This is a genomic window from Bradyrhizobium sp. LA6.8 (genome assembly GCF_040547935.1).
Lineage (GTDB): Bacteria > Pseudomonadota > Alphaproteobacteria > Rhizobiales > Xanthobacteraceae > Bradyrhizobium > Bradyrhizobium barranii.
The window spans coordinates 183,447-204,609 of record NZ_JBEPQQ010000009.1 but is presented as its reverse complement, the minus strand read 5'-3'; the positions used below and the strand labels follow the sequence as shown (position 1 = coordinate 204,609).

The window sequence follows — 21,163 nt, the reverse complement described above, 5'->3', positions numbered from 1 at the left end:
CCTCCCCTCAGGTTGCCAGCACGCGCGTCTGCGCCACGACGGGCAGCATCGGCGTGCCCGTCGGCGTGCAGACGGATTGTCCCATCATGGTCGCGGCCGGTGCGCCGCCGATCATCACCCGCGCCGCGCCCACCACCATCTGCGCCGTGACGCAAGGCGGCGCCGAGCCGGTGAGCGAGCAGGCCGCGATCGCGTAGGGGCTGGTGAGATTGACCGCTGGCTGGCCCGACAGCATCACACGCGGGAACGGCGCGACCGGCGTCGCCTGTCCGGCATGGCTGCACAATACGGTGGCGCCGAGATGCAAGACGGGAGCGGGCATGTGCGTCTCCTAGATCACGGTGAGCGCGCCGAGATTCACGTCGACGGTCGGCCCGGTCATGGTGATGACCGCGCCTTTGCCGTTGGAAATGGTGATGCCGACGTCGCTGACCGAGATCATCGCGCCCGTCGTTGTCTGCATCAGGATGCCTCCGGTCGGGCCCGGCACGTCGCTGATGGTGAGACCGTTCTTCAAGGGGGTTTGCAGGGTGATGCCGGGCACGCCGGGCGGCACTGCGTGCGCCAGCACCGGCACCTCCGCGGCACTGCCCCAGTAGCACCCGACCCAGATCGGATAGTCGGGGTCGCCGCGCTCGAACTCGACCCAGACCCCGGCGCCGATGATCGGCACCGTGAAGAAGCCGGCATTGATGCCTGCGGTCGGCAGGCAAGGCATCGCCCAGCTCGTCGGTATCACGGCGCCGACGTCGGGCACCATCACCTGGATCCGGCCGATCTGCAGCGGATCGATATTGTTGATCACCACCGCGCGATACTTTCCGAAAAATGGCGCATCGCTCATGTCGGCACCTGCGGGACGGTCGAAATCAGCGCGTTGCGTGCGAGCGAGAACGATTGCTTGTAGGAGCCGCGCTCAATCTCGTGGGTGACGTTCTTGACGTAATAGAGCCCGTCGAACGGCAGGCCTGCGCCGCGCACGCCAACCAGTTGCCGCGACTTCAGGACGCGGCCATATCTGGCGACGTCGAGCTTGCCGTTCCCGAACACGCTGTCGCTGTGCTGGCTGGCATAAGCGAGCCCCGCCATCAGCGCCTGCGGCGCGGACAGATGCGCGGTGTTGGAGAGCTTCTCGATCTTCGGCGGCAGCGGCGGCACCACGCCGAGCGGCGGGCTCATCGGCGTTATGTCGGGGATCGGTACCGGGATCGGTGCCTTGCTGTTGGCCTCCTGGAAGAACACGATCGGCATGACCTTGCGTTCCTTGTCGAAGTTGAACGAGATCTCCTCGACATTGGTGAGCGCGTCCATGTTGGTGGTGAGTGCCGGCTGTGGCGCGCCGAAGCGGATTTCCGGGCCCCAATAGGCCTTCGAGGCACCGGGCGCGGGACCGGCCTCGAGATAGAAGACGTAGCCGGCTTCGCCGGCGAGCTTCTTGACGTAAGCGTAGTCGCTGCCCTTCTGCTGCGGGATTTGCTGGACCGGGATCGGCGGGATGTCGAGCACGCTCGGGATCACCATCGGGATCACGCCGAGCGCCGCGTATTTGGCGAGGATCGCGAACACCCGCACCGAGGGCGGCATCGCCGGGAAGGGCAGGCCCGGCAGCTCGATGATGTCCATCAGCGCCGACATGTCCTTGCCCTTGATCACCAGCTTGCCGACACCGCCGCTGCCCGGCTGGGTCTCGACATTGGTGACCATGCCGTCGATGACGGACTCGGCCGTGCCGTTGATGGTGACGATCAGCACCACGCGCAGCAGCGGCGGCAGTGCGCCGCCGCCGGCAAGCAGGAAGATGGTGCGCAGCGGCGAGCGCACCGGCAGATCGAAGGTCAGCTCGAATCCGCTCTGCGCATCGCCGGATCCGATCTCGATCTTGGCATGGGTCAGCGTCTCCAGCACCTCGCGCGGCGCCGGCACCGGCGCCGGGCCGATCTGAAGCGAAAGCTGGACGCCGCCCTGCATCATCGGGGATCGTCTCCTTACAGCCCGTTCGGGCGCGGGATCTGCACGCGCTCACCGGGCGTGTCGGTGAGTTCGAGCGGATCGGTCACGACATTGGCGTCGGCGATCCGCCAATACAGTTCGGGGTCGCCGAGCGTTGCGGAGGCGAGCGTGTCGGGCCGTTCGCCGGCATTGACGATGTGTTCGCCGGCGATGCCGATGTCGCGCGCCTGGGGGATGAAGCGGCGCAGTACATAGGCGACACCGGGATCGTCGGCGCTGCGCTTGAGCCGCCCGATCGCGGCGCCGTGATAGCGGCTGTTTGGCGGAAAACTGTTGTCCGGAAACGCACCGGCATCGATCAGCATCTGGACGGGATCCGAGGACATCATGTGCTCCGTCAGGGCAGACTGGTGAGGCCAAGCGAGGCCAGTGAGGCGCTGCCGGTCAGGCCGGCAAGCGTCTCGCGGTTGCGCAGGTAATTGAGGAAGATGGTGCCGCCACGATGCGAGAAGCCGAGATCGTCGGTGCTCATCACATGCAGCCCGAGCGAGACCTTTGCGCGGATCGGGTTGAGCGCGGGATCGAACGCTTCCTCGACGATGGAGAACTCGGCGACGCGCACCGGCGCGACCCGGTTCTTGCTCCAGACGAACAAGGTGAGCGGCGCCTCCGGCGGCAGGATCTCGAGCGTGCCGCCATCGGCCTGGCTTGCGATGCCGAGCAGATCGTCGACGCTCGGATTGACGAGCGCCTCGAGCACCGCGAGCTGCGGCGCGATGCCGAAGGCGACCGCATTGGCGTGCGCGTCGGGATCGGCGAGCTGGTCGGTAGCGTCGATCTCGGCGTCGAGCTTGATGGTCTCGATCGCGGGCCCTTTCAGCCGGAACGGTTGCGCCCGCCCGCCGGCCGAGCCGTCGCCGCCGGTGCCCTGCACCTGGTAGCTGCGGCTCAGCGTGTCCGGATTGTACTGGAGCGCGATCTGCCGTCGCACCGTGCCGCCGCCCGGCGCCAGCACCACGAGGCCGCCCTTGATCAGTTTTGGGGACGAGGTGAGACCGGTCATGGCAGGCGCCCCCCCGATGGGCCGCGCGACGGCGGCAGCCGTTTCATCTGAAGGTCGAGCCGCAAGTCGCGCTGATAGCGTTCAAGACTGCCCGGTGCGAACGCGGCGATCCGGAGCGGCGTATCGACGGCGCCGTTGACGTAGAGCGTCAGGCCCCGCCGCGCGTACACGTATTCATTGGCCTCGACCTCGAACGTCCCCTGGAACGAATTGAGCCTTGTCTCCGGCTCGCCGAGTGCGTCGAGCAACGACGGCAGCGGCTCGACGAGGACGACGTCGGTCGCATCGATCAGCACCACCGTGCCGTCGTTTGCCCATACCCGCGCGCCGCGCGCGAAGCCTGCGGCCGAGGCGTTGAACCAGTCGGTCCGGTGCCTGGCGCTGCCGAGCGCGCCCTGACCATGCCAGGAGCGGTCGAGATCGAACACGGCTGCGACGTCGTCGAGGGAGGTCGGGTGCGCGAGGCCTGCGAACGAACGCAGGTCGCGCCCGGCGAGCAGCCGCAGCGGTGACAGAGCGAGATCCGACGGGCGCGCGGCTTGCATCGCTCAGCCTCCGATCTTCTTGACGTCGCCCTGGAAATAGGCGGCGTAGAGGTTGCGGATGCCGACGACGTTGACGAGCTTCACCGCCTCCGCATACGAGGAATAGCGTCGGCGTGATGCCGGCTGCACGGTGATCGGTTTGAGCTTTGCATATGCGGGGCCCTCAACCGCCTCGCGCAGCTTGGGATCGTTGACCCGCGGTGCGACATTCTCCCAGGCGATCTCGTCGAAGAGCGAATCGACGCCTTCGATCAGCGTATTGTTCTCGTTGGAGCCATCGCCGAAAGTATTGGCGAAATTGTCGTATTCCGTGGTCCGCAGCGTGTGGATATATTCGTGGATCAGCGTCTGGAACATGTCCCACAGGAAATCGCGATCTTTGTCCGAATCGGCCTTCTTGAAGATCTGGATGTTGATGTCGCCGAGATTGGCGGAGGCATCCCAGCCGCGGTCGATTTCGTTCAGCTTGTCGACCTGCGCGGCCGTGCTGGTGAAGTCGTCGGCGATCTGGTCGAGGATGATCGCCTCGTCGCCCACGGGATTGTTGCTGGCATCGAAATGCGGTGAGGCATTGAGCTTGCGATTGATGGCGCGCACGCGGTCGTTGGCCTGAAAGAAATACCGTAACAGCGCCTTCGCCCTGTCGCGCTTCTCGGTGCTGTCCATGCCCGCGAGCTCGGCCTCGGTCTCGGCGAACAGGTCGTGGATGTTGCCGCGCGCGCCGAGCGTATCGGCTTTCAGCTCGGGATGCTTCGACTGGTCGTAGTACTCGCCGAACACCTTGTCGGTTTCGTCCTTGCTGGCCTTGCCGATCCGCTCGAACTCCGCAAGGTGGTGCACCTTGTTCGGATCGCCGTGCTCCGCGGTCCCCTTGTCCTTGACCATTTCATCCCAGTAGTCCTGGATCATGCCGGGCATCAGCAAGCGCAAGGCGTCGTCGTACTTCTTCTTGCCCGCCGGGGAGTTGTCGAATGGCAGCGGGCTGCTGGGGTCGGGCCTCAGCGCCACCGCGATGTCTGCCTTCTTCGCGGCATCGGGTTCGACCGTCGTCGACAGATCGCCGGCGCTGGTGATCAGCGTGACGTCGCGGAACACGCCCTGAAGCATGACGTCGTATTTGTCGAGGATCCTTTCCGTCGCGTGAGCCTGCTGTTTGAGCGTTGCTTTCTTCGCCGGATCGCTCTCATCTTCGGCCTGGTCGCTGAGGAGGTCGAACCGGCGGGCGATGTCGGCGCGTTCGCGGCCGAGTTCCTCCGTGGCCTTCGCCCGCTCGGCCGGCGCGAGCGCGAACACCTCCGCGGCGATGGTGGCGACCTCGTCGTGGCCCGCTGCCGTCGCAATCCGGATCTTGATGGCCATGGCATCGTAGGCGAAGGTCGGCGCGCCCTTGCCCGGTTCGCCCTGTGGCTCGACGTCGCCCTTGGCGAGCGCGTCGCGTCCGCCGCGAAAGCGGGTTGCGAAGAAGCGCTTCAACCTCTTGTACTCGGCGCCGTCGATGTCGGATTCGAGCTCGGTGACGCTGAGTTTGCCTGAACCGAACATGATCCTCAGTGCGGCGATATCGCTCAGCTCGAGCAGGTCGAGGATGGCGTTCTCGTCGTCATCGAGTGTGGGGCCGCCCTGCATCTCCAGGATCAACAGCGCCTTTTGCAGTGGATCGAGCTTGAACTCGGCCTGGCCGGCTTTCCACCGACGGACGATCGCACGCGCCTTGTTGTCGCTGTCGAAGCTGCCTTCGATCGCTGCGGACTTGGTGATCTTGTCGAGATAGGCGAGCAGCTCCTTGTCGCCGAAATTGCCCTCGGCGCCGAAAAACACGGCGATCGATTCGTACCAGGCGAGCCGCTGCACCGCCGCCGGCGGCACGGTCGCGCCGCGCTGCTGCACGACATGGGCGAGCTCGTGCGCCAGAATGTGCCGGCCACGTGGGCTTTGCGGGTTGTATGCGCCGTCGCCGAACACGATGTGGGCGCCCGCGGTGTAGGCGGTTGCGCGGATCGCGCGGGCTGAGGCTGCGGCTTGCGCGTCGATGTGGATCCGCACATGGCTAAAGTCGGAACGAAATTGGCGTTCCATCGTCTCGCGCGTCGGAGCGCCGAGTGGCGAGCCGGCCGATCCGACAACCTCGGATACTGCGGCCGGCGCGCCCTGTCCCGTCGTGCCGGTGGGGCGAGGAAGCGGCGACAGCACCGGGGCCGGGCCAACCGGCTGCGATGACCGCAGGGCGTTCTCGGCCGCGTGCTCGGCCTCGCTCTCGAAGCGGTCGCGGGTCGGACGAAGCTCGAGCGAGGGCGCATGGGCCGGTGAGGATGGCTTCGGCACCGCCTTTGGTGCGGCATGCACGGTCATGGCTTGCCTCGCGGAGCGCCGGCGCCGGATGTCGTGGTCAATCGTGCCGCGATCCGATCGGCGACCGCGCGCGGCGCCTCGGCATGGGCGGCGCTCGCCTCGTTGGAGGACCCCGTGAGCCGCTGTTGCAAGGCCTGTCCGATTGCGTCGGCAAGTCCCGCAGCTTCGGAGTGTCGCGACGCATCGACGACGAGACGTCCGATCCGGATATCGATGCCGGAATGTTTCATGGCCCGACTCCCGGCCGAGGCCGCTCGAGCTTTGAGAACTCCGCACGCACCGCGGCGTTGATCGCGTCCTGCTCGATCCGTCCGCCGTCGGCGGCGGCCAGGAAGGCGGCGTTAAGCGCGATGGCGCGGATGTTGCCGCCGGTCAGTTGCAGCCTGGCAAGGCCTGCGAAATCCACCTCGCCGAGCGGTGCATCGGCAGGGAACTGCATGCGCCACAGTGTTTCGCGCGCGGCGGCGTCAGGGTAGGGGAACTGGACCACGTAGCGGATGCGGCGCAGGAAGGCGCGGTCGAGCGCGCTCTTCATGTTGGTGGTGAGGATCACGAGCCCGCGATAGGTCTCGATCCGCTGCAAGAGGTAGGCGATCTCGATATTAGCGAAGCGGTCATGGCTGTCGCGCACCTCGCTGCGCTTGCCGAACAGCGCATCGGCCTCGTCGAACAGCAGGATGGCGCCACTGGTCTCCGCGGCCTCGAACAGCCGGCTCAGATTTTTCTCGGTCTCGCCGATATATTTGCTGACCACGCTGGCAAGATCGATGCGATAGAGATCAAGTGCGGCCGCGCTCGCGATTGCTTCGGCCGCGTAAGTCTTGCCGGTGCCGGATTCGCCGGCGAACAGCGCGGCGGCTCCGAGCCCGCGGCCGTTATGCGCGGCAAAGCCCCAGTCGCCATGGACGCGGGGCCGGTGCTGCAATTCATTCGCGATGGCGCGGAGCTGCGCGGTCACCACCGGTGGTGCGACCAGGTCGTCGAAACCAACGCGGCTGTCGATCCGCTGCGCCAGCCCGTCAAGCCCGCCGCGCACCGCGGCGCGGCAGAGCCGCCACACCGCCGGCCCGAGCAGAGCGGGATCGGCCTGTGTCTCGGCGAGGGCTTCGGTGGCCACGAGGCGCAGGTCGGCGGCGGGCACGTTGAACTGCCGCAGCGCCGGACGCAGCGCGGCTGCGAGCGTGGCGGCCTGCTCACGCGAATGCCCCCGCAAGGCTGCGACCTGCCGCGCGGCGGCCGGGGCATCGGCAACCTGGAGCCGCAGCATACGGCGCTGCCGCAATCGCGACAAGCGGGCCGGCTCCGGCGCGTTGAGCACGATCGCGGGCCCCATCAGATGGGCGAGCAGCGTCATCGCATGCGCCTCGGCATCCGTCGCCTCGATCGGGCGGTCGAGCTCGAGCGCGATGATGGCATCCGAGAGGGCGGCCTCGCGGTCGAGCAGACGGGCGATCTCGGCGAGCTCGCGCGGATCGTGCGGCAGGTCGCGGGCGTGCAACCACAGGCCGTTCGCACCGAGGCAGGCGAGCGCCCCGCGCGCGAGGTCTTGCTGCGGCTCGATCTCGCCGCGAGCGTGACCCAGGGCGGCCAGGGCGGCCGCCCCCGTGCCGAGCGCGTGCGCGATCGTGTTCGCCTGTGGTGTATCGGGCTGGATAGAGCCGACCGGCTCGCAGCGAACGAGCCCGATCAGGCGGGCATCCATCGCGGCCACGCCGGTCAGGTAGTGGAGCACGCGCTCATCGATCTGGATCGGACGGCGCGGCGGCGCCTCGCGGCCCTCGCACACGATCAGGCGCCAGCGCCGCAACGGCCGGAGCGGCGAGAGCGCATCCCAATGTGGTTCGCTCAGCATCTGCATGGCGAAATTGAACGTCGGCTGCGTGCTCGCGATGGCTTCGGGCGCTTGCGTCATCGCCACGCCGACGAGGCGACGTAGCGCGCTGTCGAGCTCGACGCCGGCCGCGAGCAGCACGACGTCGCGCTCGAACGCTGACAGACCGAACAGCTTTGTCAGCGCGTCGAGCGCGGGCTCGAAATCATCGCCGCATTCCGGCGGAGGCGGCTCGGCGTTGGCCGATGGATCGCGCAACTGCCGTGCGAGGCGCAGGCGCAGCGCAGCGAACTGCGCCGCCAGCCATTGCTGGTTGCGGCTGGCCCAATCGAGCCCCGGCTGCGCTTGCGGTCTGTCGTGCATGTTCATGGCGGCACGCTCAGGGTTTGCGAGGCATCGAAAGCGGGCGCATCGCCGCTGAGATCGAGCAGGAGGCTGTCGACGCCGTCGATGCGCAACCGCGCCGGATAGGCTCCAGCGGGAAGCGTCGCGGGGAAGTCGAACACCAGCGGATCGGTGGCCGCGCTGCGCGGTTTGGCGGTGGCTTCCGCCGTGCCGAGGACGAGGCTCGCGCGCTGCCGCGGCTGCACCTGCGGCCGCGAGAACAGGGTGGCCGTGACGCGCAGCGGCGCAGTCTTGCGCAGCACGGTCGCTGCGGGCAGCGAAAGTCCGGCATCGGCTGCAATGACCAGTGCTGGGGCGATGACCAGGGCCACCGCGTTGGTCTCGCGCTCATTGGCTTCGCCGGTCGGAAGCAGGCGCAGCGTGAGGCTCCATTGCCCCGGCGCGAGCGCGGCCTGCGCAGCGGCATCGTTCGGCAGCGTCACGGTGAGCTCGGTGCCGTCGTCGTTCGGGGCGCCCGGCACCAGTTCAAAAGGAGCTGGAAATAGCGGGTGCGCCAGCCGCACATGAAAATTGCTGCCGCTGAGGCGAATGCCGGAGAGCACCACGGGCTCGCCGAGCCGCGCGCCGGCCTGCTTGTTCTGCGGCGTCGCCGCAAACAGCGTCGGCAGCGGAGGCAACGTGTCGGGATTGACGACGACGCCGCGGTCGCGCTTGGTCGCGGGATCGATGATCCCGCGCGACAGCACCGGCAGCGGCGAGACTGCGGGTTTCGTGGCCTCGATCAGCACCACCGACACCACATAGGCGGCCGTCGGCCGGTAATGCGATTGGATGGCGGCCCATAGCCGTGACATCTCCTCCGGCCCCATCACGGCCGGCGTGATCTTGATCAACTCGGCCTGATCGGCAAGGTCGGCGGCAGCGAGCGCCTGGAACGCCGGCGGCAGCATCGCGACGTCGAGCGGATTGGGATTGAGCGCGCGCTGCACCGCGGCGCGATCGAGCACCGGGCGCTCGTGCAACAGATGCATGCCGTAGCCGAGCAGGATCTCGGCCTGGCAGTCGACCCGCGCGTAGGCCGTCAGCAGATAGTGCAGGTCGAGCGCGAGCGGTGCGTTGGTGAGGCGCTCGCCGCTGGTCGAGGACCGCGACGGCAGGGAGCGGTTGCGCCAGCCGGGGTTCGGCGTCACCTGATGCAGGAACAGGTTGAGCCGCGGCTGCTCTTCAGGGCTGGCGAGGTCGATCGTGTCGGGCGCAACCGCACTGACATTGACGGTGCCGCCGACCGCGGGCCCGGCCTCGATCAGCCCGTTGTCGAGCAGGTTGCGCAGGACTGCGCTGACCGCGCCGATTGCGAGCGGCGAGCTCATGCGCGGCCTCCGGGTCCAGGGCGGCGCAGATAGTCGGATAGCGACACCGACGGCTTTGGTGCGGGCTTGACGGCGCGTGCCGCGCGTGGGGGCTCCGGCGAGCGGATGTCGATGCGGTCGATCGTCACTTTGATGACCGGCGGTGTCTCGCGCCGGCGCTGCGCCTGGCCGGCGAGCGCGGTCTGGCCGAGCGGAAGCGCCGGCGGTGTTGCAGCCTCGTTTCGGGGGCGGGGCGTGTCGCGCAAGACCGTGTCACGCGGCTGTGTGCCGCGCGGCGGATCGCGTGGGGCGGCAGGCAGAGGGGCATCGACAGGCGATCTTGACGGCGCGTCGGTTGATTGAAGCGGCTGCGCGGTAGCTGCGACCTTGGCTTCGAGACGTAACGGTGCGGCTTCGTTGTCCGGCTCCCTTTGTCTGCGCTGCGGCGCCTGCACTCCAGTGGCAGGATCGTCTGCGCCGGTGATGTTCGGCAATGCCGCCGGCGAGGATGCCGGTGTCTGTCTTTCATCCAGTCTTGTCTCGTGCATCGGAGCATCGTCATTCCGGGGCGGGGCGGCAAAACGCGGTGGCAGGGCAACGCGTGCCGCTCCGGGAATCGGTTCGCCGCGGCCGATGCGTGCAAGATTTTGCAGGAGGCCCGTCATGACGCGCTCGCAAGTTGCAGGTAGGCGGCGCGGCGGGTGTGCGGCAATGCCAGCACCTCGGCCTCGCTCCAGCCATATTCGCGCGCGAGCGCGTCGACTTCGAGCAGGGTACGCTCGGCCGCCGCCTGCACCTCGGTCCAGAACGCCGGCGCGATGTCGATCACGGCCTGCCAGGCGTGGCCGCAATCGGGGCAGTCGAGCGCGAAACTGAGCACCGCTCCGGGATCGCAACGTTCGAGCTCGGCCTCGACCCTGTGCAGGATGTCCTGCGCAGCCGGCGGCGCCTCACCGAGGCAGCGCGCGAGCAAGAGTTTTGCCGCGGCGGCGGAATCGCAGGTCGCGGCGAGGCTTGCGAGATCGGAAAGCGTCGGCAGCCGCAGCGCCAGCTCGCGGCCCCCGTTCGTGATACGCGGCGGCACGGCGTCAGCCGGTGGTGCAAGTCCGTCCGCGAGCACTGCGCTGTCCGCCGTGAACTCGCAGTCGGTGTGACAGGTGGGGCAGGCGGCGCGCAGCCGCCACGGCGCGCCGAACAATCGCGTGCGCAAGGCCAGCAGCGCGGCATTGCCCGTGCCGATCGAGTCCGTCGGCGCTGCGCCCGCCGCGGCGAACAGAGCATCGTCGCGCTGGCGCTGCGCGCGACCGGCGGCCCGGTCCCACAGCGCCAGGATGTCCTGCTCGCGTTGTGCGGTGGCGGAGAGCATGAGCGGTCTCAGGCTGGATCGGTGAAAGTGGGCTCGGACGGCTCGGCGACCGCCTGATCGCGCTCCCATCCCTCGTTCTCCAGCTTGATGTGCTGGATCGCCACCGCATTGGCGTTGGCATCGAGATCGGGCAGCGACTGGTATTCAGAGACCCAGCAGCGGAACAGCTTGTAGGCGAGCGCGAGCTGCCCGGCCTCGTTGTAGACCTCGAGGATGATGTCCTTGCGGAAATCCTTCAGCGAGACCTCGGCGCCAAGTCCTGCGCCGAAATGCCAGACCTTGTTGGCCCATTTCTCGAACTCGGTGTCGTGGGTGACACCGCGATCGAGCGTGATCGCCTCGAACTTGCTGCGGCCGGGCGACTTGCGTCCCGTCGAGGGATCGCCGCCCTCGCGGTGCTCGACCACTTCAGTGGTGCGTTTCAGCGCCGACACCTTGCTGATGCCGGCGACGTAGCGGCCGTCCCATTTCACGCGGAACTTGAAGTTCTTGTAGGGATCGAAGCGCTGCGGATTGACCGAGAATTGTGCCATTTGCTTGCCTCAGGTGTCTTTGCCTCAGGTTGGGATGTCGCCGGCGATCTGCTGGATCTTGATGACGACGAACTCGGCGGGCTTCAGCGGCGCGAAGCCGACGATGATGTTGACGATGCCGAGATTGATGTCGGCCTGCGTCGTGCTCTCGCGGTCGCATTTGACGAAATAGGCCTCGCGCGGCGAGCGGCCCTGGAACGCGCCCTGCCGGAACAGGCCCTGCATGAAGGCGCCGATGTTGAGCCTGATCTGCGCCCAGAGCGGTTCGTCATTGGGCTCGAACACCACCCATTGCGTGCCGCGGTAGAGGCTCTCCTCCAGGAACAGCGCCATGCGCCGTACCGGAACGTATTTCCATTCCGAGCCGCGGTCGTTCTGGCCGTGCAGCGTGCGCGCGCCCCAGACCACGTTGCCGTAGACCGGCAGCGTGCGCAGGCAGTTGACGCCGACCGGATTGAGCTGGCCGTTCTCGGCGTCGCTCAAGCTCAACGCGAAGCCGACGCCGCCGTTGACGCTGGCATCGGTGCCGGCTGGCGCCTTCCAGACGCCGCGCGTGGCGTCGGTCCGGGCGTAGACGCCGGCGACGAAGCCGCAAGGTGGAAAGTCGCGCACGACGCCGGATTGCAGCGGATCGGCCTGCATCACCCACGGGTAGTACAGCGCGGAGAAATTGCCGTCCGAGCCGGTCAGGCCGGCCTCGCCGTTGGCGCCGCTCATGTTGGCGACGGTCTCGTTCTGGAGGCTGTCGATGATCAGGAACGCACGGCGGACGTGGCAGCGCTGCTGTAGCTTGGCGAGTGCGCCCTGGGTTGTTGAATTGACGTTGGTGAGGCCGGGCACGCAGACCAGGTTGAAGATGTCGATACGATCGACGATCCCGCCGGTCGCGAACAGCGGATCGATCGCGCTGACGAACGGACCGTCATTGGCGGAGAGGACCGTGCCATCGGCGCCGCCCGCAAATGGTTTCGTGGCCGGGGTCGGGACCGTCGTTGACGCCGTGGTCAGCTTGTCCATGAAGGCGGAGCGGCCGTTGACGACGCTCGGCGCGTAGCGCGGATCCGCCTTGTTCATCGACAGGTCCTGGAACGTCTCCACGATGTCAGTGCTCGGCGACGGGCCGATGACGTCGAGCCGGAAGCGGGTGCTGTCGTCCGCACGCAGCGTCAGTCGGACGCTGAAGGAGTTGGCCCACAGGCCCGGCGAACTCGCCTCGATACCGAGATCGTTGATCGCGCAGGTCGCGGTCTTCGCGTCGTTGGCGGGCGTTCCCGAATTGAACAGCGCGATCCGCACGACGTAGGCGTCGCTGCCGCCGTTGTCGAAGAATTGGCGCACGGCGTAGCCGAGATTGGCGCGGCGGTCGAGCCCGCCATAGGCGCGCTCATAGTCGGCAAAGCTCGAGATGCGCACGGCACGGTCAACGGGGCCGCGCGGCGCCCAGCCGATGAACAGCGCGATCGACGTCGCCACGCCCGAGATCGAGCGCACGCCGCTGGAGATTTCCTCGATATAGACGCCGGGTTGCAGAAGGGCTGAGGGCATGTCGGCTCCTGTGATTTGGCGGTCCGTCTTCCTTGGTCAGACCGCGGCGATGGTCTTGCCTGGCCGGCGGGCGCGCCGCTGGCGCGGCCTGCGCCTCGGGCCGGGCGGATCCCGAATGGCTTCCGACAGGGATTGCGTCGTGATCTCGGTGATGGCCGTGCGGTGCGGCCGCAGCTCGTAGAGCGCGCCGCTTTCGCCGCTTGCGACGATGGTCACGACCTTCATCCGCGGCCGGCTGTGCAGAAGGCTCGCGAGGCTGTCGCGCTCGTCCGGGGCCTTCTGTGCCACCACGAGGACGTCGGCCCGGGTGCGGCGTGCCTCCGTTGCCAGATTGGCGTCGTCACTCGTCCCGACTACGGACAATGCCGGATCTTTCGCGACGACATGCTCGAGAAGATCGGTCATCAGCCTGGGAAATCCCGCAATGAGGATGCGTCTCTGTCGCAATGGCCACCTTTGTGGTGAGCCTTGCACAAGGCGCGACGGCGCGATTGAGCCAATGGGTCTAGCGAGGATGGAGTTGATGGTCCGGACCATGCCCGCGGCGGCGGGACCGCGACGACGCCAACCGGCGCGCAATTCACGGCGATATAGCGGCTTCGCGCGCGATGCCGGCCCGAAGGATCTAGGCCGAAAGGTCTAGCGGGTCTGGATCCGCGACGATGCCGACGCGGGCGCGCCGTTCGCGTGCAGATGCTTGCTGATCTCGCCGCGCCGGCGAATCTGCAATTTGCTGAGCACGTTGTGCATGTGGTTCTTCACCGTCGAATTGCGGATCCGCAAGGCTCGAGCGATCTCTTTGTTCGAAAGCCCTTCGCCGACGAAGCGAATGATCTCGTGCTCGCGTGGTGTCAGCGTGTCGACGCCGGCGGCCGGCGCTCGCGTGACGGTCCGCGCTGAGAGCAGCGCGAGGCGGCCGAACAGGGCGGCGGCGACCTTGGGCGAGCACACGAGCTCGTCGCGCATCGCGTTATGGACGGCGGCGACGACATCACTGATCGAACCCTCGCGCAGCACAAAGCCGGACACGCCGGCCTCTGCGCAGGCCAGGATGTCCTGCTCGGCCTCGGCGACCGCGATGGCGACGACCTTCAACGCCGGCGTCAGCGCGCGGCAGGCTGCCGATTGCTGCAAGCCCTGCGGCGTCGCTATGTCGACCAGCAGCACCTGCGCGCCGCTGTCGACGACTTGCTCAGGCGGGGTCGCAAGATCGCCGTGTCCCGCGATGCGTAAGCATTCCTGCCGGGCCAGGCAGGAACCGAGGCCTTCGCAGAGCAGGCGCACGTCGCTGAGGATGAAGAGGCTGATGGGTATGAGGCCGCCGCCGCCCGGCTCGGCGGGCGGCGGTGATGCATGCGAAGCGGTGAGGTGGGAATGCGGCGGGACGTGGCGCCCTGCCGAAAATGACGCATTGGACGACATGCCTGCCTCCCGATTGCCAACTCACAACCGTGTTTGCCGCCGCGCCCAGTTGAAGGCCACCAAGATCAAAAAGTTGTATATTTAATATCTTTCCCCTTGAAATTGAGTATCGCGCGTTTTGATGTCGCTGACAAGCACCGACACGGCATCCCGGCATGTCGGGGGCGTTTCGACGCATGTGAAGCGGACGATTGACAGGCAGCAATTTAATTTATCAGCGCTACGCGTGCGGATTGAGATCTGGCCTCTCAGGCCACGACCTTGGCGCCGGCGTCGCCGAGACGCTGGCGTTCCTTTGCGAGATAGTCGCCGATCGCATCGCCCGACATCGGCTTTGCGAAGTAGTAGCCCTGGATGAAGTCGCATCCCAGGCGACGCAGGCTGTCGAGCTGGGCGCGGGTTTCGACGCCCTCGGCGACGCAAGCGATCTCCATGTCGTCGCACAGGCCGGCGAGAGACTTGATGATCTTGTGACTTACCGGATTTTCGTTGATGTCGGCGACGAAGCTGCGGTCGATCTTGATCTTGTCGAGCGGCAGCCGATGCACGTGGCTCAGCGAGGAATAGCCGGTGCCGAAATCGTCCAGTGAAATGCCGCAGCCCATGGCCTTCAGCGTCGCGATCGATTGCTGCGCGCGCACGAAGTCGAAGGTGACGGCGGTCTCGGTGATCTCGAAGTCGATCCGGTGCGGCGGCAACCCGCTCTTCTCGATGATCGAGATCAGCGGCAAAATGCCCTCGGCTGCGCAGACATCGTGAGCAGAGAGGTTGAACGACAGGCGGATGTGGTCGGGCCAGGTCCTTGCCGTCGCAAGCGCGCGGACCAGCAGCGCCTGCGTCAGCGGCCGGATCAAGCCGATGCGTTCTGCGGCCGGAATGAAGTCGGCCGGCGAGACTAGGCCCAGGCGGGAGCTGCGCCAGCGCGCCAGGACTTCGAAGCCGGCGGTGTGCTCGCTCATGGCGTCCACGATCGGCTGGAACACCAGGTCCATCTCGGTGCTGAAATCGGCAGTGCGGAGCAAGTTCTCGATGACGCCGCGGCTGCGGATCTCGGCCTCGAGCTCGCTCGAGAAGATCACGGTGCGGCCGCGCAGATGGCGCTTGGCGTGATAGAGTGAGTAGTCGGAGCATTCATAGAGCGCTTCGGCGCTGGTCGCCGAGCTTGGGAACAGCGCGAAGCCGATCGAGCAGGACAGCCCGGTATGGGCGGTGTCGAGCTGGTAGGGCAGCTTGACCTGTTCGCCGATGCGCTGGCCGAGCCGCATCAAATCGTCATCTTCGGGATCGCCGCACACCACAAGGCCGAACTCGTCGCCGCCGAGCCGGGCAAATTCCACCCGCTGCGGGCCGAAGCCCTCGCAAACTTCGCGGATGCGGCGCCCGGCTTCGATCAGGACGCGATCGCCGACCGAGTGGCCGTAATTGTCGTTGATCGGCTTGAAGCCGTCGAGGTCGATGATCCCCACCGCGACGCGAACGCGCCTGCGTTCGGCGTCGGTGAAAGCGCTCGACAGCTCGGCGAAGAAGCGGCGGCGGTTCGGCAGCTCGGTGAGGGAATCGAGATTGGCGAGGCGGAAGTTCTCGTCCGAGAGCGCTTGCGTTGCCGCCTGCTGCGCCAGCAGCGATTTGCGGCTCGAGACGAGATCGGCGAAGTCGCGGTAGTAGATGAACAGCACCGTCACCATCGCGCCGGAGACGAGCAGGTTGTTGACCGCGATCGCCTTCAGCGTCGGTTCGCCGGTGGCCCAGAAGAACAGCACATAGGGAACGTCGACGACGAGCGTCACGATCAGCGCCGCGGAACGCAGATGCATCAGCGAAAAGATGCAGCCGATCACGGTCACCGCCATGTAGAAGGCGACCTGGCTCTTGGCGAAGGCGTCGCCGTAAGGGTACAGCGCAAAGGACCATGCGGTGAAGCCGGCGCCGATCGGCAATGTCATCCAGTTGGTGGCGCGCAGATTGCGCAGGATATCGGCATCGCTGCGCACGAGGTGCCGCTGGCGCAGCCACCAGAAGGTCCGAAGCGCGGCGAGCACGGTGAGCACGCTCGGCACGATCATCGTCAGCCAGTCCGGCGCCACGTTGACATAGGTATAGGCGACCGCGATCGTGTTGCTCATCAGGATGAAATAGAGCAGCGGGATCTGCTTGGAGAAGGCGTCGAACTGCGCGCGCGTCAGGTCCGGGTTATCGGCCGGCACGCGAAACAGCCGCATCGTGGCGGCGAGCTGAGACTTCAAATTGACGACAGGCATTGCAATACGCGCCCCGGATCCCTTCAAAAACGGCGGCGATCTTGCACGACGGGGGTAAAGGTCGCGTTAGGTGGGACTGCACGAAAAGCCAGCGCAGGTTGCGCGCTGCCACGGGATTTTCCAGCCGCGTGCATTGGTGAGACCGTGTTAAGGATATCCGGCGGCCGAGGCGCGTGTCTCAGGCACGTCTCGCCCGCGGCCACCCGCAGCTACGATCTGCTAACCATTGCGAGTCTTGGCTTTTCACGTCGGCGACGGCGCATGGCCGCGCGGTCAGCCGACGCGCGCGCTTCACCTCTCCCCGCGGAAGGAGAGGTGAAGAGAGGACAAATGGCCGTTATTTCTTCTCCAACGCCGCCGTCTGCTTGGCGAGTTGCTTGTCGAAATCCTCCGACAGGCTGGTTGCGTAGGTTGCGAGCTCGTCCGGCTTGACGAACGGGTTCGGTGCGCCGTCCTTCATCTCCGCACGCTTGGCCTGCATGCCATAGACTTCCGGATGCGGTCCGAGCAGCACCTCGATCTTCATCGCCTTGGCCTTGGCGAAGGTCGCGCGGTAATCATCAACGATGCCGGCATAGGTCGGCTGGCCGACCAGCCGGTTCAGCGCCACCGTGCCGCTGCAGAAGAACAGCACCTCGCGGTCCTGGCCACCGTCCTTGACGGTCATCTCCCAGCTCGTGCAGCCCGGCGAGTGGCCGGGCGTTGCATGTGCCGTCAGCGTGGTGTCGCCGAGCGTGACCTTGTCGCCTTCCTTCACCGCGCGGTCGACCTTCACTGCGGGGAAGGCGAGGTCCTCGTTCTTCTCGTCGCCTGGATAGTAGCCGCCTTCGAGCAGCGGTTTGTCGCGCTCACCGGCAACGAGCTGCGCGCCGGTCTCCTTCTTGATCTCGGCGAAGCCGCCGGTGTGGTCGAGATGCGCATGCGTGTTGAGGATGATCTTGATGTCCGCGACCTTGAGGCCGAGCTTCGCGATGTGCTCCTCGATCATGCCGGTCGACTGGGGCATCGCCGTGTCCATCAGGATCAGGCCCTGCGATGTCTTGATGACATAAACGGCAATGCCGTCGGTTCCGACATAATAGATGTTGCCGATCAGCTGGAACGGATCGAATGGCGCCGTCCATTTCTGCATGACCGCTGTCAGGAAATCCTTGATGGTCTGCGCCTGTGCGCCGGTTGCGAGGAACGCCAGCGCACATAGCGTGGCCGCGAGCTTCTTCATAGGTTGCCTCCCGAAGTGTTCTTGTTCATTTTGACCGTGCGCGCCTTTTGCTTGGCACGGCGCGGTGCCCAAGCTACGTCGCGCGAGCTACGGCAGCAACGGCCTCGTATCCGGAAATATTCATGGGCATGCGCGGAATAGCGGTCGCCGTTCGGTTTGAGCATGGCGGCTATCGCTGGAATGCGGCCGCTTGCTGTTTGACCGCGCGCAGGCGGCCCGCCATACTTTGCGTCAAGGCGAGCCAGAAAGACTTGTCGGCACCGGGAGCTGAAATGACCAATTCTTTGTCCGTCCTTGCGGGGACGTTGATTTCCCTCGTCTCCTTCACTTCAATTGCATTGTCGCAGCCGGCCTGCGTCACCCAGAACATGGCTGTGCCGCCCGGGGCCAACACCACCGACAAGGCGGCACCGTTCTTCATCGACACGACGGGCCTCGACTTCAAGACGGCGCCGCCGACGCGCGATCCCTCGAACCCCGACTATCCGCGCGCGACGGAGCTGCCCGACGGAACGCTGCCGCCGCCCGGTGCCGAGGGCAATTTCATCATCGGGCCCACCCACAATCCCGCGCCGGAGACGATTGCGAAGGAAGGCGTACCACGCGGCATGACAAAATCCTTCACGCTGACGTCGAAGGAGAGCACGATCTACAATCCCGGCCTGATCCGCGACGACGTCGCCGGCTGCACCAATTCCTCGATCATGACGACCGTCACCGCGCCGGATGACAAGTCGCACATGGTCGTCACCACCAGCCATCCTGGAATCTGGTCACGCACGATCGACGTCTACGTGCCGGCGCAATATGTACGCGGCACCGAGGCGCCGTTCATCGTGGTCGGCGACGGCGGCTCCAACGCCTACAAGGACCTCGCCACGACGCTCGATAATCTGATCGCGCAGCGCCGCGTGCCACCGATGATCGCGATCCAGATCGGCAACGGCGGCCAGGACGCGCAGGGCAGCCAGCGCGGCCGCGAATACGATGCGGTGTCAGGCGACTATGCGCAGTTCGTCGAGCGCGAGGTGCTGCCGCTGGTCGAGAAGAACGCCGACGTCAAGTTGACCAAAAACCCCGACGGGCGCGCGACGATGGGCCTGAGCTCGAGCGGGGTTGCGGCCTTCACCATGGCGTGGTTCTATCCCGATCTCTATCACCGCGTGCTGGCGTTCTCGCCGACCATGGTCAACCAGCAATGGCCGCACGATCCGTCGCTGCGTGGTGGTGCGTGGGAATATCACAGCGCTTGGACCGGGCCGGCCACGCCCAACCTCATCTCCAAGGCGGGCGTGCTGACGCCGGCCGAGCCGCCCGGCGTGCCGCTGATCGTCGCCGCGCCGGTAAAGCCGATCCGCTTCTGGTTCTTCGGCGGCGACCAGGATCTGTTCTATCCGAATCCGACCATTCCCGACGGCATGCATGACTGGACCCTGTCGAACGCGCTGACGGCGAAAGTGCTGGCGGAGAAGGGCTACCACTACCAGTTCCTGTTCGTGCGCAACGCCAAGCACGTCGACCGGCCGACGATCGCGCAAACGCTGCCGTCGGCGCTGGAGTGGGTCTGGAAGGGCTATCCGATCCCCTGAACGCGAAGTCGCGCGAAATCTAGCGGCCAATCCCAATCGTCACGCCGGCGGTCGAGCGCATGGCGTCCCGGAGGGTCGTCGCGTTCATGTCGTCAAGGATCTGACGTGTCAGCACGGTGGTCTGGCCGGGCGTGTTGAGGATCGTCTCGCCGCGCGAGGTCGAGAGCCGGTCGGCCTTGTGGGGCGCGGCCCGATCGGTGGCGGGCGCATGGTGCGGGCGTTTGCCGGACGCCGCAAAGGCCCCTTGCGAGATGCAGAGAGCGGCGATCACGATCAGGCGCAATGATCTTGCGGGCATGCGGCCTCCCATGTCCAAGCCGTCAGCCTAGCATATGGCGGGCATGGTCGCAGAGGACAAGGGTCAGGCGAGAGCGGCCCGGCGCTCCCGTACCGGTTCGCGGGGCCGGTCGGGGTTACGCGGCTCGGCGAGCCGGGTAAAGCTGCGCTGACCCGCCGACGCGGGCGCCTCGACGACGACGCCCTCGCAGACGATCTGCCCGTCCAGCATCCTGAATTCGAGCTTGTCGTAGCGTGGCATGGTCTCGCCGGGCGCGGGCGGCAGCAGCTCGACGCGGCCCTGGATGTTCAGCGTGGCGTCGCCGGCGCCGTGAAGCCGCGGATTCCACATCCTGATCCCGGTCTCCGTCCAGCGCTGCCGGATCAACGTGGCGCGGTCGACGGGTTCCACGACCTTTGTGCGCGTCTTCGGCGCGCTGGGGATCACCGGCGCAGGAGACTCGAGGACCGGCTCCGGCGCGACATGCGTGACGACGCTCGCTGTGTCGGCAGACGAACCCGGCGCGGCGATCGCTGCGATCGGGGCGGGATCGTTGGCCGGGATCGGCTCGATCTCCATTGCGACGATCGGGAAGGCCGCGCTGTCGATGCTGCTCTCGGAGACCTCCTCCGCCGAGACGTCGCTGTCCGCAAGCGCGACGCACGGGTCCTCCACGACAGCCGGCTCCACATCAGCGACGTCAGAGGAGGTATCGTCGTTGACGGCGAGAACGGGGGCATCAACCGGAGCGATCTCGATGTCGATAGAGGAGACCAGCGCCTCCTCTGCGACGACAAGCTCCACCTCGGTCGCGAGTTGGGGAGATGCATCGTTGCTGACGACGGGCTCGGAAACGTTGGCCCGCCGGCTCTCGGCCTCGACAGGCGACAGCCGCGCCTCTTCAACGATGACGGGTTCAGCGATCTCCGGAAGTTCCACAGGTGGGTTGCTGATGACGAGCTCGTGTGCACCGACCGGCTCACTCTCGATCTCGACAACCGGGACCGGTGTCTCTTCTACGACAACGGGTGCGACGCTGGTCTCAAGCTCCGCGGGCGGATCGCTGCTGACGAGCTCAACGGCCTCGCTCTCCACCTCGACTGATGAGACCGAAACCTCTTCGACGACGACCGCCTCGACCTCTGTCGGCGCTTCCAAGGATGGATCATCGGCGACGCTGATATCAGTTGGCGCCGCGGACGAGCTCTCCGGGATGACAGAGATAGCGGCGCCATCTTCGGCGACCGGAGCCGCAACGGCGATCTCGGTGTCACTGGGCAGCGGGGTGGTGCTGATGCTGTCGGGAGCCGGAACGGCTTCTGCGATGTTGGCGACGATTGCGGGCGAATCGCTTGCCGCGATCGGCGCGACATCGATGCTGCCGCCGTGAGGCAAGGGCCTAAGCCGGGTGAACGCCCATTTCACCGCGGGAATGCGGCGCAGCAACGATATCAGTCTCGAAAGCACAGGGAGTTGTCCAAGAGGTACTCGGCGTGAAGCAATCGCTGATTCGCCAGCA

The 21,163-nt window shown here is 66.5% G+C and carries 21 protein-coding genes; 1 reads left to right on the top strand and 20 read right to left on the bottom strand.

Features of this window, described 5'->3' with window-relative positions:
- Positions 1-7: 7 nt before the first annotated feature.
- The 18 genes from ABIA90_RS35175 to blaBJP all read right to left on the bottom strand — a co-directional run bounded on the left by ABIA90_RS35175 (position 8) and on the right by blaBJP (position 17,778).
- A complete protein-coding gene (locus tag ABIA90_RS35175; protein ID WP_247303523.1) occupies positions 8-322 on the bottom strand; it encodes a hypothetical protein in 315 nt (104 codons plus the stop codon).
- Between the two features lie 9 nt (positions 323-331).
- Entirely contained in the window at positions 332-844 is a 513-nt protein-coding gene (locus tag ABIA90_RS35170) for a phage baseplate assembly protein V (RefSeq protein WP_354120362.1), read from the bottom strand.
- Positions 841-1,971 (bottom strand): hypothetical protein, encoded by a 1,131-nt coding sequence (locus ABIA90_RS35165; protein WP_354120363.1) that lies wholly within the window; start codon positions 1,969-1,971, stop codon positions 841-843. Before ABIA90_RS35165 ends, ABIA90_RS35170 begins: the two co-directional genes overlap by 4 nt.
- A 14-nt stretch (positions 1,972-1,985) precedes the next feature.
- Complete coding sequence (locus ABIA90_RS35160) at positions 1,986-2,315, bottom strand: Base plate wedge protein 53 (protein WP_354120364.1); 330 nt, start codon at positions 2,313-2,315, stop codon at positions 1,986-1,988.
- Positions 2,316-2,347: 32 nt separating this feature from the next.
- Positions 2,348-3,013, bottom strand: coding sequence for a hypothetical protein (locus tag ABIA90_RS35155; RefSeq protein WP_354120365.1), 666 nt, complete (start codon positions 3,011-3,013; stop codon positions 2,348-2,350).
- On the bottom strand, positions 3,010-3,558 hold the full coding sequence (locus ABIA90_RS35150; protein WP_354120366.1) for a hypothetical protein: 549 nt from the start codon (positions 3,556-3,558) through the stop codon (positions 3,010-3,012). The genes ABIA90_RS35155 and ABIA90_RS35150 overlap by 4 nt, the downstream gene beginning before the upstream one ends.
- A gap of 3 nt (positions 3,559-3,561) precedes the next feature.
- Positions 3,562-5,907 carry an eCIS core domain-containing protein gene (locus ABIA90_RS35145; protein WP_354120367.1) on the bottom strand — a complete coding sequence of 782 codons (2,346 nt, stop codon included), beginning with the start codon at positions 5,905-5,907 and terminating at the stop codon, positions 3,562-3,564.
- Positions 5,904-6,137, bottom strand: coding sequence for a hypothetical protein (locus tag ABIA90_RS35140; RefSeq protein ID WP_354120368.1), 234 nt, complete (start codon positions 6,135-6,137; stop codon positions 5,904-5,906). The genes ABIA90_RS35145 and ABIA90_RS35140 overlap by 4 nt, the downstream gene beginning before the upstream one ends.
- Positions 6,134-8,107, bottom strand: a complete 1,974-nt coding sequence (locus ABIA90_RS35135; protein ID WP_354120369.1) for an ATP-binding protein — start codon at positions 8,105-8,107, stop codon at positions 6,134-6,136. Before ABIA90_RS35135 ends, ABIA90_RS35140 begins: the two co-directional genes overlap by 4 nt.
- Positions 8,104-9,453: a Pvc16 family protein gene (locus ABIA90_RS35130; RefSeq protein WP_354120370.1), complete on the bottom strand. Its 1,350-nt coding sequence runs from the start codon at positions 9,451-9,453 to the stop codon at positions 8,104-8,106. The genes ABIA90_RS35135 and ABIA90_RS35130 overlap by 4 nt, the downstream gene beginning before the upstream one ends.
- Positions 9,450-9,698: a hypothetical protein gene (locus ABIA90_RS35125; protein WP_354120371.1), complete on the bottom strand. Its 249-nt coding sequence runs from the start codon at positions 9,696-9,698 to the stop codon at positions 9,450-9,452. Before ABIA90_RS35125 ends, ABIA90_RS35130 begins: the two co-directional genes overlap by 4 nt.
- A gap of 395 nt (positions 9,699-10,093) precedes the next feature.
- Positions 10,094-10,798 (bottom strand): hypothetical protein, encoded by a 705-nt coding sequence (locus ABIA90_RS35120; RefSeq protein WP_354120372.1) that lies wholly within the window; start codon positions 10,796-10,798, stop codon positions 10,094-10,096.
- Between the two features lie 8 nt (positions 10,799-10,806).
- Positions 10,807-11,331, bottom strand: a complete 525-nt coding sequence (locus tag ABIA90_RS35115; protein WP_071911630.1) for a phage tail protein — start codon at positions 11,329-11,331, stop codon at positions 10,807-10,809.
- A gap of 24 nt (positions 11,332-11,355) precedes the next feature.
- Positions 11,356-12,876: a phage tail sheath family protein gene (locus tag ABIA90_RS35110; protein ID WP_354120373.1), complete on the bottom strand. Its 1,521-nt coding sequence runs from the start codon at positions 12,874-12,876 to the stop codon at positions 11,356-11,358.
- A 36-nt stretch (positions 12,877-12,912) separates the two neighbouring features.
- Entirely contained in the window at positions 12,913-13,281 is a 369-nt protein-coding gene (locus ABIA90_RS35105) for a hypothetical protein (protein WP_085405637.1), read from the bottom strand.
- Between the two features lie 234 nt (positions 13,282-13,515).
- Positions 13,516-14,298, bottom strand: coding sequence for a LuxR C-terminal-related transcriptional regulator (locus tag ABIA90_RS35100; protein ID WP_354120374.1), 783 nt, complete (start codon positions 14,296-14,298; stop codon positions 13,516-13,518).
- 248 nt (positions 14,299-14,546) lie between these two features.
- Positions 14,547-16,556 (bottom strand): putative bifunctional diguanylate cyclase/phosphodiesterase, encoded by a 2,010-nt coding sequence (locus ABIA90_RS35095; RefSeq protein ID WP_354120375.1) that lies wholly within the window; start codon positions 16,554-16,556, stop codon positions 14,547-14,549.
- 337 nt (positions 16,557-16,893) lie between these two features.
- Positions 16,894-17,778, bottom strand: coding sequence for a BJP family subclass B3 metallo-beta-lactamase (gene blaBJP, locus ABIA90_RS35090; RefSeq protein WP_354120376.1), 885 nt, complete (start codon positions 17,776-17,778; stop codon positions 16,894-16,896).
- Positions 17,779-18,050: 272 nt separating this feature from the next.
- On the opposite strand from blaBJP, the gene ABIA90_RS35085 reads away from it, so the two are divergent.
- Positions 18,051-19,367, top strand: a complete 1,317-nt coding sequence (locus tag ABIA90_RS35085) for an alpha/beta hydrolase (RefSeq protein ID WP_354120377.1) — start codon at positions 18,051-18,053, stop codon at positions 19,365-19,367.
- 19 nt (positions 19,368-19,386) lie between these two features.
- Here the strand turns inward: ABIA90_RS35085 and ABIA90_RS35080 are convergent, their stop codons facing one another.
- Entirely contained in the window at positions 19,387-19,665 is a 279-nt protein-coding gene (locus ABIA90_RS35080; protein ID WP_354120378.1) for a Plug domain-containing protein, read from the bottom strand.
- 63 nt (positions 19,666-19,728) lie between these two features.
- A complete protein-coding gene (locus ABIA90_RS35075) occupies positions 19,729-21,090 on the bottom strand; it encodes a hypothetical protein (RefSeq protein WP_502916663.1) in 1,362 nt (453 codons plus the stop codon).
- Between the last annotated feature and the right edge of the window lie 73 nt (positions 21,091-21,163).